The sequence below is a fragment of the Brakhagea baltica genome (genome assembly GCF_052161605.1).
GTDB lineage: Bacteria > Planctomycetota > Planctomycetia > Pirellulales > Pirellulaceae > JBKCUI01.
In genome coordinates this window covers 511,778-523,533 of the sequence record NZ_CP197409.1, presented here as the reverse complement: position 1 = coordinate 523,533, position 11,756 = coordinate 511,778, and the positions used below count along the sequence as shown (strand labels likewise).

General features: G+C 52.1%; 9 protein-coding genes. 6 read left to right on the top strand and 3 right to left on the bottom strand.

Annotated features, from left to right (window positions below; genetic code table 11):
• Positions 1-17 precede the first annotated feature (17 nt).
• On the bottom strand, positions 18-563 hold the full coding sequence (locus SH449x_RS02060) for a hypothetical protein (RefSeq protein ID WP_482379656.1): 546 nt from the start codon (positions 561-563) through the stop codon (positions 18-20).
• A gap of 14 nt (positions 564-577) precedes the next feature.
• Complete coding sequence (locus SH449x_RS02055; RefSeq protein ID WP_482379655.1) at positions 578-1,618, bottom strand: DUF1559 family PulG-like putative transporter; 1,041 nt, start codon at positions 1,616-1,618, stop codon at positions 578-580.
• 354 nt (positions 1,619-1,972) lie between these two features.
• On the opposite strand from SH449x_RS02055, the gene SH449x_RS02050 reads away from it, so the two are divergent.
• From SH449x_RS02050 to SH449x_RS02025, 6 genes are read left to right on the top strand one after another with little or no spacing between them, the layout of a single operon-like run.
• Positions 1,973-3,268, top strand: coding sequence for a DUF58 domain-containing protein (locus SH449x_RS02050; protein WP_482379654.1), 1,296 nt, complete (start codon positions 1,973-1,975; stop codon positions 3,266-3,268).
• The gene (locus SH449x_RS02045) at positions 3,269-5,779 is read left to right on the top strand and encodes a transglutaminase-like domain-containing protein (protein WP_482379653.1); all 2,511 of its coding nucleotides are present in this window, start codon (positions 3,269-3,271) and stop codon (positions 5,777-5,779) included.
• Positions 5,780-5,802: 23 nt separating this feature from the next.
• Positions 5,803-6,759: an AAA family ATPase gene (locus SH449x_RS02040; RefSeq protein ID WP_482379652.1), complete on the top strand. Its 957-nt coding sequence runs from the start codon at positions 5,803-5,805 to the stop codon at positions 6,757-6,759.
• A gap of 24 nt (positions 6,760-6,783) precedes the next feature.
• Positions 6,784-7,314 (top strand): hypothetical protein, encoded by a 531-nt coding sequence (locus tag SH449x_RS02035; protein WP_482379651.1) that lies wholly within the window; start codon positions 6,784-6,786, stop codon positions 7,312-7,314.
• Positions 7,199-8,890 (top strand): permease, encoded by a 1,692-nt coding sequence (locus SH449x_RS02030; protein WP_482379650.1) that lies wholly within the window; start codon positions 7,199-7,201, stop codon positions 8,888-8,890. The genes SH449x_RS02035 and SH449x_RS02030 overlap by 116 nt, the downstream gene beginning before the upstream one ends.
• The gene (locus SH449x_RS02025; protein ID WP_482379649.1) at positions 8,891-9,697 is read left to right on the top strand and encodes a GNAT family N-acetyltransferase; all 807 of its coding nucleotides are present in this window, start codon (positions 8,891-8,893) and stop codon (positions 9,695-9,697) included.
• Between the two features lie 114 nt (positions 9,698-9,811).
• Here SH449x_RS02025 and SH449x_RS02020 read toward each other — a convergent pair whose 3' ends face one another.
• Complete coding sequence (locus tag SH449x_RS02020; RefSeq protein WP_482379648.1) at positions 9,812-11,683, bottom strand: multiheme c-type cytochrome; 1,872 nt, start codon at positions 11,681-11,683, stop codon at positions 9,812-9,814.
• Positions 11,684-11,756: the final 73 nt, after the last annotated feature.

Here is an 11,756-nt window from a genome sequence, read left to right as displayed (position 1 = left end):
CGTGATAAGCTGCGTTGTTAGCGGCCCAAACCACCTTCTGCTGGCTCCTCGCCATTTTTATGATCGGTATGTTGGCGTTCGCCTGGTAATTTAGGCACGCCTGTAACGACAATCTTGAGCGATTTCGTGCCCTCGTCAGGGATGTTAATTAGTAAACCGGACGAGGCATAACTCGCGTGCTTAGGATTGACCACCCCTTGTGTGCTTGGTTTATGCCCCGTTAAGCCCTCAGCCATAACGAATTGCACTATCACGCATTGATGTTCTCCAACCGCAGCACCATCACCGTTAACAAAGGTCGTAAGTTTGAACGATCCGTCTCGCTGAATTTTGCCCGCCGCCTGGAGACCGTCGTACTTCAGCGACTTGGTCTCAACAGTTCCCACGACGACCGGAGTTCCATCCTCGAACTGCACGATTCCCTCAGCCGTTACGATTCTTGGCCCCCGATTGCAACCGTTGGCGGAAGAAAGGATCGCCACAGCAAACACGAGGCAAAGAATCTTGCAAGGGAACGGAACGGGAGAAGGCTCGACCGTTCTAACCGGATTAGATTGCATCATCAAATGAAAAAACCTTACTCAACGTCACGAACAATTTGGCCATCAGCTCGGTTCGACATGTAGCCGAGAGTCTCTGTGTCAATGTGAACGCTGAGAGTTCGCACGCTTCCGTCAGCAAATGCAAAATTGCAGACACCGGTATGCCAACTACCCCAGCGAACTAAATCTTCCGAATCTCCTCGCGGGTTCTTGCTGATCGGCATCGTTGGCCCACCAAGCCGACCAGTATTGAACACATGATCGCCATTAAAAATGAACGCGTCGAAGGGGGAGGCCCCAAGGCGGCCAAGCGGCACGTGCATTTCACCCGACAGAATGGTGTTGCTCAAACCGTCTGTTACACTCGCCATTTTGACGCGATCCTGAGGCGAACGAGGAACGCCATCTCGACATCGCGCTCTCACCGAGATGATAATCCCCGTCCCATTGCCACCATAGTTGAAATCAGTCGGCAAACCTGCACTTCCAGGTGTCATGTCTCCATGATTTCCTCCGTAGTCTCCAACAGCACCCGATAAACTTAGATCTGCACCTCCACCTATGGGAACCCGACAACCACATGGCAAGGTAATCCAAACGGTTTGACCGCCAACGATGGTGCCCACGCCAATCGCATCGCTAACTCCTCGTCTGGACGGGCAACAGTAAACGGGCAGCGTTGTCGACCGAGTGAACTCGTCATGGTCAGCATAAGGGATCGTATAATCCCAGCGTTGTTCTAAATTAGAAGCTTCGAGATAAGGCATGATGCGAACCAACCAAGTGGTCTCCTCTCCCCCGCAAGCGTACGCGAAATCATCACCCGGTCGTGGCTGAAAGCGGGCCGGAGGATAATAGTTGTGGGCGCTGTGGAACAAATCGGTGGCAAGCGAAATCTGCTTCAAGTTGTTTTTGCATTGCGTCATGCGGGCTGCTTCGCGGGCGGCTTGTACTGCCGGCAAGAGCAGACTCACGAGGAGTCCGATTATCGCGATCACAACCAGAAGCTCGACTAAGGTGAACGCAGTTTTCTTGATCGAGTGATAGCGAGAGCGATCGCCGCTACGAATATTCATAAACAAGGCCTGATTCTGGACGTGATGCACGTTGTTCCCCTCATAACTCAAACCCCTAAAACGACGAGACTGATCAACAGCCCACTCGATACCGACGTATCAACCGTGCTGCATGATTCCATTATGGCTTCCGGCCAACTGTCCGTACTAGTATAAGTTCTACGAAACTTCCTAGCAAACTGTTGAACGTTACAAATCACAATTACGTAATAATCGAGTCATTGCGAGTGGTTCGCTGGATTTCCTGGCGTGCGTATAGTGGTCTTTTTGAAACTGCTTCACCATACTGCTAACTATTCAAAACGGCGCCACCTGCTGGAACGGCTCGAATTTTAGGATTGTACTGAGTTTAGCGTGCGAAAAGCAGTCAAAGATATCCATGGGGCGATGAACTTCGACTTCTGCCCCTGGGCCAACAAATACGTCTATTGGTTAAAAAAGCCAATCGGCTGGGTCGTGCTCGCGCTGCTTGCCTCGTTACTGCTAGGCATTTATGTATCCTCTCAAGCGTTTCTCGGCACTGCCGCGATCTTGGCAGTAGGGATCATCGGTAGCCTTTGGCCCTGGATTGCCATGACGGGGATCCGAGGAAATCTCAGTTGGGTCCAAGGGAGATGTGAAGAGAAGGAATCGATTAAGACGACGCTGACCCTGGAAAATCGATGGCCTTGGCCGGCCTTTGGCTTATTCGTGGAAGCGGACCACCAAATTGCATCCCTACCGAGCGATCCCGACCAGCCGATCAGCCTCAGTCTGGTCCCCGGACTCGCTCGCAGCCAGTTTGAATGGGATTGCATTCCTGGCTCACGTGGGATCTATCCTACGCGCACGGTCAAATTGGCGACCGCGTTCCCGTTCGGAGTCTGGACCTGCTATCGCGACTTGGTGGTCGAAACACCCCTTATCGTTTGGCCTCACACCACGCGGTTGGTAGATGTCCCGGAAAGCCAAGGCACGCCGAACAGCGGTATCGGTTCCACTAGCAACCAAATCGGTGACGAAGGGGATTGGATGGGTGTACGACCTTATCGCCCCGGCGATTCTCTCCGACAAGTGCACTGGGCCCAGACGGCCCGACGAGATCAGCTCGTCGTATTCGAGCGACAGTCGAGAGCCCGGCAACAAGTATCGATCTGGCTCGACACCGGTGCAGCCTTAAGTTCCAAAGATATCGCTGATGATTTGGTCCGCATCCTAGCTTCGGTCAGCAACCATTTTGTGAATCACTCATGGACCGTTCGAGTTCATCTCAACAACAGTTGGCAGATTTTGCAACCAGGCAAATTAGGCAAACAAACCTGGATGGACCAACTGACGGAATGGACACCAGAAAAGGGGCAGGGCGAGGCATCCAAATCGACGAGCTTTCTCCCAACAGCACAAAAAGGGGGCGTTACGATTATCATCACGACACAAGACCGATTGGAGTCGTTGCGATCTTCGGTCCATCAGTCCGACTCCTTTTCCTGGATCGCTTTAACCACTGATGTACCTAGCGACAAGGAACTAACACCAGCAATGGTCGCTAACCATAGTTCGGTTTTGCAAGTAGCGGGTGGCAAGCATCTTTCTGATCAGCTCGATGCCCAGTGGAAGAAGTACAGCCAAGGTTTGGGTAAGTCATCACATGTTATGAGTCAAGTGACATAGATGGCAAACGGATCAAGAACGGCAAAGCTTGTACGCAAGAAGAACGCTTCGTTCCCTCAAGCTCAGAACCCAGGCGCACACCCTAAGGCCTGGGGAACTTGGTTGCTGGCCGCACTAGGTTCTTTTGCGATTTTTCTTCTACGGTTCCAGGCAGAAACTGCTCAAACAGTCGCGATTGCGGAATACAGCCTACTTATCTCGGGATCTCTGGTCGCTCATTACTTTGTAGGTCGACAATGTTCGGCAGGTCAGGTTGGGGATCGTAGTAAACCGAGCGTGCGCATGAACTGGATGCTCATTGTTGGCGTTCTGGTGGTGTTGTCTCCCTGGATTCGCAATTTACTAACCCGATCAGTCTTCGGCGGACGCGGGGAAGCTACGGAACTCGTATGGCTTGGAATGCTGCAACACGCTGCGGTCTGGCAAGCCGCCGTAGCGGTCAATTCTCGACAAGAGTGGACCTCTTTCCTGCTCAGTTGCTTCATGATGCTATTCGGGGTTGCGACATCGGATCGGAGCGGCATGGTGCTTATTGTCATTCCCTTTGGTTTGCTGGCATCCTGGTGGCTGCTCTCCCAATACTGGAAATCGGTTTCCAAGGGGTTTGTTGCTCATACCAGTGTCCCATTAGTCCGGATTCGACTGGGTATCATCGGTGCACTCGTTGGTTTGACGGCTTTGGTAGGTCTGTTAGCCATAAATGCAGGCTCGGGAATCGTCTCGTTGGATGGCTTTATGCCAACCTCAGGTGGCAAGGGGGGGAGCGATCAAGCGGCCAGACAAGGGGTCGGTGACGGTGACATGATGGTCGCGGCCAAGGATCAGGCGTTTACGTTCGGACCCATTGAAAGCGAAGTCTTTCTAGAGTCCCAACTCCCATCGCTGTACGATCTAGCGACGGAGAAGTACGGAGAAGCCAAGAAGCCTATTAAAGAGATCTCCCGCGCTGTATCACTCGAACAACAGGCACAGCATAATCACGAAAAGATAACGGAATCGAAGCAAAAGAGTCGCGAATTCAGTACGCTTCGCACCCCCAGTCAGGGAGACAGCAAGGCTCGTCCCGGGGATAAGAAATCCAATGCGATTTTGCATGTCATTGCGTCGCTGCCGCTGCATCTGAGACTAGAAACGTTTGACCAATTTGACGGGTTCGAGTGGAGTCAATCGGATGTCGATCTCAAGCAACAGGCCTCCGTTTTTCAAATCGCCGAGCTCGGAGGGAAACCTTGGGCGGTGACTGCGAACTATGTCCCCGAAATTGTTTGGCCCGTACGTGAACGTGCCACCGTAAAATTGATTCAGTACAAATCGATTCGAATTCCATCGCCGGCGTTGACCACCCACGTTCATGTGGACAAGATCGATCAAGCGGACTTTTATTCCCTAACCCCGGATGGTCAGCTTTGTATGCCGAGTCGCCCCTACATACCACAGCTAACGGTTCTGCATTTGCTCTATCAGATTCCTAGCTTGCACGCTTTGCGCAACGCCGAAGACTCGTTGAGTCGTCTTTCGTTCGATAGCCAACGATTAGCTCTAGACGGGAGTGGGCATTCGAGGTGGCTAACTAACTATCTCCAGGTCCCCCCTTCCCTTACAAAACTCGGTGATTATCGCAAATCGCTTTTGGATGCTGTACCCGAGTCGATTCAAAGAGAATGGACTGATTGGCAAAAGGTTGAGGCGATCGTAGGTGCTCTGCGTCGTGACGTCACGGTCGATCCATCCCTCGAATTGTCCGAGGATATCGAGGAAACGGTCTCTCATGTATTTACCGACAAGCGGGGAACGGATTATCAAATCGCATCAGCAACCGCCATGTTGCTGCGAGACTGGCGGATCCCATGTCGACTTGTGACTGGTTTTTATTGTGACCCCAAACGCTTTGATCGCGTCGCAGGTATGGCCGAGGTTCTAACAGAGGATCTACATACCTGGGTTGAGGTGTATGCACACGGTGCATGGATACCGATTGAGCCTTGCGGAACCCATGCAGTACCACGAGAGTATCGATCTTGGTATCAGTGGTGCGTCGAAACGGCATGGGCAACGCGCGATTCCATGGTGACTCACCCGATTCGCTACGTAAGTGGATGTGTCCTATTTATTGCAGTGGTATTGATGCGACGACGTTTAGCCAATGCCATGGCATCGATACTAGCCCTGTTTGCGTTCAGTTTTCCGGTCAACGTTCGGTTAAAAGTTTTGCTCAAGCTACTGCAGTTCCGCGATTGGTTGTCTGGCGTTCGATTTCCAAAAGGAACCACCGTGAGCAAATGGCTGGAAGAACATTTTCGATTCCTCCCGGCTTTTTCTGTCGAGGGACAAAGCCGGTTTATCGCAACGGTTCAGCAGATGGCCTATGCTCCTAGAAGTAATATCCAGAGCTCAGCAGCTTCCGCACCGAGCGTTAACGAACTGTTTTGGATTGTGATTGGCCAAGGGCTAAGCGACTTATTTCGTGTAGAATCGGTTTTTCGAAAACGCAAGAAACTATCTCGATCCTAGAAAGTGACGATGGGTCTCATTTGATGTCGACGTCTTCCATAACTCCAAATCAACTCACCACAGACGATATCCAATGCATGCTTGACGGGCTGCGAGGGCAACTCAATCGCGTTCTGTTGGGGAAGGCGGACGTGGTCGAGAACTTGCTCGCCTGTGTCTTAGCCCGCGGACACGTGCTTTTTGATGACTTGCCTGGCTTAGGCAAAACCACTTTAGCCAAGGCTCTCGCCTACGCTATCGGTGGCAAGTATACCAGGGTCCAGTGTACGCCCGATTTGCTCCCCAGTGACGTAACCGGATTCAATATCCTCAATCAAAAGTCTCGCGAGTTTGAGTTTCGCTCTGGCCCAGTATTTGGTGACGTTTTGTTGGCGGACGAGATTAACCGAGCCACGCCGAGAACCCAGAGCGCCCTTTTCGAGGCCATGGCGGAGCGACAAGTTACCATCGATGGAGAAGCCCGGTTGCTCAGCCCGACGTTTCTGGTCTTAGCCACACAGAACCCGGTCGAGAGTGTTGGAGCCTACCCCCTCCCGGAAGCGCAATTGGATCGATTTGCCATGAAGCTACGGATCGGTTATCCAGACCGGGAGAGTGAGTTGCAACTGCTGGAACGGAGCAGCAAGAGTCTGGTGGACCAAGAGGCTCAGCGGGTTCTAGAGCCTGGGCAGCTGCAAGCGTTGCAACAGAGTGTTACTCGAATTGCTGTCGAACAGCCGGTTCGTGAGTACTTGGTAAATCTAGCCGAGGCGACACGCAAGAATCATGCGTTTACGTTAGGACTTAGCCCGCGAGGCTTGTTGCAATGGCAACGTGTTTCGCAGGCGATGGCGATGTTGCATGGTCGCGATTTTGCGATCCCGGAAGATGTTCAGAGTGTCGCGTACCCAGTCCTGTCGGTCAGACTTTCCGGATTGGGAGGAACCGTTGACACCGCCATTGATGCCGTGCTTAATGCAGTCGCTGTGCCTCATCTGTAGTATCATCTTAGGAGCCGCTAAACTATGGACTTGCGATTCTTTGTTAAGATAACAACCTTGGCCGTCGTGTGCTGCACGCTGGTCGGATGTAGACTCGAGCAGGATGACGATCACGACGAGGATGGGCACTTTCCGCCTCATTGGCCAAAGACTTTTTTGGTGGCGGCCGATCGTTTAAGCCAGATTGCCCAAAACACTGACGAAACGAAAACTGCTGCGGACAGCCTAGAACAGGAGCTAGTCGATTTGATTGATTGGTTACCGGAACTCGTCGCTGATAGTGACGTAAGCCAAGCAGACTTTGACTCAGTGGATGCATGGGCATTCCCTCTCGCTGGTGAACTCAAGCGTGCGATGGGAAGCGGAAAGAAGATTGATGAGATGCTCCGCACAGATGCTTTACAAAGTGGAATCAAGCAACTCGCGGAACTGGCCGCTCGTGTTAGAGCGCAGATCGCAGAAGAAGAAGCTCGAGAACGCCAAGAGGCAGAGAAAGCTAGATTGCTGGAAGAGTCGGATTCGAATCCAACAGTCGATGCCGCGAGTTTTAGCTAGAACGAAGAGGATAAGTAGTAGCATGGATATCTATCTCTGGGGACCGCTGGTTCGCATCGTTCAAGCTTTTTTTGCTGCGGCGCCAACGGTGGTAGTTGGTTGGTTGATAGCCGCGATTTTTGAACGGATTCTCGGTCGAGCCAATACGCTTAAATTGTTTGGGGGGCATACCTGGAGGCAGATTCCGTATGCGTGGTTACTAGGGATGCTGCTGCCTGTATGCTCGCTCGGTGTCATTCCGATCATGTTGCAAATGCGAAGAAGCGGAATCACTGGTGGGACGATTTTGGCCTTTGGGCTCACGGCACCACTCTTTAACCCCATTTCCGTGCTTTATGGCTTAACCCTTTCAGATCCGTTCACCTTGTTCGTGTTCTGCATAGGCTCACTTAGTATCGTGACCGTAATCGGGGTCGCTTGGGACTGGATGTTTCCAGGAAGTGCGATGGAGCCGGAGGATTTGCCCCCGACCCCGTTCGGTTTGCAACGAATCGGTGCGGTGGCACTCTCGATGTGTCAGCAGGCGGTGGGATCAGCCACGAAATACATGTTGCTGGCTTTGGCGGGAGTAGGAGCTCTAGCAATGATTTTGCCCGCAGGGATTCTTCAACACTCAGCAGGTGACAAAGACTTGACCGCTCCCTTGACGATGACCGCAGTCGCATCCTTAGCGTATTTGACACCTATGACAGCGATTGTTCAGGTAGCGTCGATGTTCCAGCATGGTAACTCGATCGGTGCCGCGTTTACCCTTTTGGTCATGGGAACCGGGGTGAACCTGGGGTTAGTGATTTGGAGCTTTCGAGACCTAGGAGCCAAACGGACTTGGAGCTGGGTCGCTTTGTTAACAGTGGTGGTCCTGTGTATTTCGTATGGTATCAACGGACCGCTTCATCCAAAGGGTGTACAAGCGGCCGATCACACTCACGCTTTTGACGGATATTGCAATCCGTTCGCTTGGGGAGCGGACAACGCATTTACCTCCGCAACACGTTTAGCACGTGACGCAGTGAGCGTTGATGGTTTGTTCGCGAGCATCTGCGGCGGCATCATGGTTTTGGTCGGAATCGGATTACGGCGGTTCGATCCCCATGGGAGAACCATGACATGGCTGACGACTGCCAGAGAGACTAAATCTAAGAGCAAGGATATTGTTCTGCCCGACTCTGTCGTCGCCGCAGTGAGCCTCGTTGGTTTGATTGTGCTGAGCGTTGTCGGATGCTATGTGTACTATCCCAAGACGAGTGAAGTAAGGCGGGAACTGGCAGCATTGCAAGCGGACTTGAACAGCGCTGTTGCTGGCAAGGAGTGGGACACTGCTACGTTCTTGATCCCACAGCAAAAGGACTGGGCGCACAAATTGGTCGTGGGGCGTTACCTCAGGGGTGAAGAATGGAATCGCTTCCAAGCGATGCGCAAGAAGGTTTTCATGTCCAAGCTGGAAATGCTGATGCACGCATGCGAAGATCGGAATGTTGAAGAGGCACTACACTGGAACCTGGAAGCCCGTTTGGCTTTCCGTCGATTTATGGAATCTATCGGTCCGCAAACGGGAGTGAGAGAAAGAGGAGAATAAATGTCACTAAAATCTAACGGTAATCTAGAGCTACGTCCCATGCTCGATACTGACATTCCTCGCGTTTTGTCAATTATCGCAGAGTACGATGAGGATGATGCATACGACGCACAAGAAACCTATGAGGAGTCAATCGATTATCAATACTGCTTGGTCGAGCGAAACCAGGTTATAGGAGTTATTGGAGCGAAACCGATCCCGAATACCATTGATGCATTCGGTTTGTCATGGACCTATCTGCAGCGTGCCGATCGCAGATCCGGCAAAGGGACGCAGATGCTGAACTGGATTGTGGATATCATGCGCGAACAGGGAGGTCGCAAGGCGTTTGTGCATGCGAGCGATTACCATGATCCCGAGGAAGGAGACGTTTACTACGATGCTCGTGAAGCATACACGCGCATGGGATTTATCCAAGAACTGAAACATCCTGATTACTATGCACCTGGAGAATCGATGCTGGTGTATGGCATGCGATTGCAACCGAGGGGGGAGTTGAACTCGAATCGTATTTTGGACGACATCAAAATCACCGATGTCGACGAGATACCAGAGACCAACAATGCGTTTTGGATCGCATGGGAATTGGCGTCGCCGGGGCAAGGTTCCACGGCGGCGGATTTCGAAAAGGTCTTTCGGGAAGTCAAGTCGTGGGGAGGGCGATCCCTTTTTATGGCGGTTCCGTCGGAGGTTGTTAAGGCTGCTGAGTTGTTACCAACTTCAAAACTTCGGATCGCGGGTAGGCTCATGGACTACTACGAGGACGGGATTGATGAGGTGCACTACCGCCACGATTTGCTAGGGTAGGGGGCAATTCGACCTAGTTGCACAAATGCATATTGATCGGCCTTTGAAGGACACGGAGCCGGTTCTGTTTTTGGACCGATGTCCTCGTTTCTATCGCTAATCTTTCCGAAAGACTTACCGAGCGGAATTCAGTTTCATCGAAATGCGATCTAGCGAAGCCTGCCAGTGGTCAGCTTGTTCGTCCAGACCCTGAGCACGACAGGCTTCGATCAGGACTTGGTGCCCGAGACTGGTAAGCGGATCCAATTCAATAGACTTAGTGGCCGAGCGGATCGCCTCCGGAAGACTACCCTTGTTGAGCAAAGCCTGTCCGAGCTGTGCGTGAGCGTTGGCATGGCTGGGATTAAGTTGCGTTAGCTGAGTTGCAAGTCGGATTGCCATATTCCAATCCGAGGAACGCTGCGCGATCTGGATCAGGGCCTCGAGGGCAAACTCCGCTGATTCGGGATGCTCCGTCGCTTTTGTCCAGGAATCGATTGCCTCCCGGATTTGATTCTGCGTCATCGCAGCTAATCCAAAGGACAGCAGAGTCATGCCATCATTCGGGAATTGCTTGACTAGATATTTAAGTTCGCGATACAGCGCTGGGGTAACGCTTTGATTCCTTGCTAGGTAGATAGCTACGGCCCGCCGCAGGGCGTCTTCTGAAATGGAACGAGAGACTTCCCCAAAGAACTTCAGATCGCCATTACTGATACTCGCAGCAGTGGTTGCCTGCTCGGGTTTGCGAAGAATACGATGATCGGTTTGGCTGGCGTGGGAAGAAAGGTCCAAATCACGCTTTGGCATATGGCATTCGTAGCAGGAGTCCTGCACTTGCAAGCGTCGCTCCATTGCTTCGGTACAGATAGATGCGCCCTGTGTCTCGTTGGTACGTGTATGGCAACGGTTGCAAGCGTCGCGATAAAATTCGATCTGTTCGGCAGGCTCAGGTACAGAATGTGGATCGTGACAGGAGGAGCATCTCATCGAGTGCGATCTTTTAAAGCAAAGGCTATCGTGCATTTGCTGAACGTGACGCACCGATTTGGTTCGCCCCTCAGAATCGACGCCACTTTCTGTATCCAGAACTAACCAAACATCGTCGAGTCGCATGCCTGGCTGGAAGTCTTGGTGCGATCGTCCCTCCCTAAGGATGCGAGCTGTTGAAGGCTGCAAATGGCACTGGTAGCAAACGGCTTGACGGGCAGATTCCTCCAAGGACTCGGGATTTACGATGGGGTCAGAACCTTGCACTCCTAATTCATGAAACTCGACATGAGACTTGCCGGCACCATGACATCGCTCGCAGCCGATAGCTAGCTCCCCGAAAGGTTCGGATTGATAAAAATCAGACATGGGGGACTCTGTCCGAATTTCACCGGTATGACACAGCAGACAATTCGCGAGAGCTTTTCGATCGAATCCCCTGGGATCGTCTACGCTGTAACCTGGGTTTAGCCCCCAAGTACTCGTCTTACCAAACCAATTCAAGGGGGATAAACAAAGCATATTCCCCCGCTCTTCGACATACGCCTTAGCCCGCCTGCCGGAACCGACGACGTATTTCATCTCACGCTGCTTGCTGTAAATTTGATCTCCCTCTAAATCCGTTGCGAGCTCCGTGTGATACATTCGACCTTCGCGGGTATTGGCCAAAAGTGTTTTGATCTTGCCCTGTATGGGACCTGAATCAGTTGGCACGACCGGATCGTTTTGAACCATCTTGGTTGCGCCATAGTACATCGGGTGCTTCTTATAGGACGCTAGGATTCCAGGGTGGCATTTCCCGCAAGCCTCGCTACCGGTGCGTTCATGACCAGAGCTTAGTTCCGATGCAGCCTCCTCCTCGGTTGTGGTCTCTATCTCTGTTTTGCCACTTGTGCGTGCCGTGCTGGCGAAACGATTCGGCATGCGATCCCGATAATAGAGCACCGCAACAAGAACAAAGATTCCGAAGCAACCAAAGAGAATGAGAAGAGTCGTGAGAGGACTAAGTTGCTTCATCGGCCGAATGTGTAAAAGTACGGGAATTAGAATCGGTCATTATACACTGCGTGGGTTTAGAGATCTTTAACAA

Excerpts from the sequence above, each read along its gene's own strand:
- SH449x_RS02040 (WP_482379652.1), top strand. The coding sequence starts at position 5,803 with ATGTCGACGTCTTCCATAACTCCAAATCAACTCACCACAGACGATATC.
- SH449x_RS02020 (WP_482379648.1), bottom strand. The coding sequence starts at position 11,683 with ATGAAGCAACTTAGTCCTCTCACGACTCTTCTCATTCTCTTTGGTTGC.
- SH449x_RS02025 (WP_482379649.1), top strand. The coding sequence starts at position 8,891 with ATGTCACTAAAATCTAACGGTAATCTAGAGCTACGTCCCATGCTCGAT.
- SH449x_RS02060 (WP_482379656.1), bottom strand. The coding sequence starts at position 563 with ATGATGCAATCTAATCCGGTTAGAACGGTCGAGCCTTCTCCCGTTCCG.
- SH449x_RS02045 (WP_482379653.1), top strand. The coding sequence starts at position 3,269 with ATGGCAAACGGATCAAGAACGGCAAAGCTTGTACGCAAGAAGAACGCT.
- SH449x_RS02035 (WP_482379651.1), top strand. The coding sequence starts at position 6,784 with ATGGACTTGCGATTCTTTGTTAAGATAACAACCTTGGCCGTCGTGTGC.
- SH449x_RS02055 (WP_482379655.1), bottom strand. The coding sequence starts at position 1,618 with ATGAATATTCGTAGCGGCGATCGCTCTCGCTATCACTCGATCAAGAAA.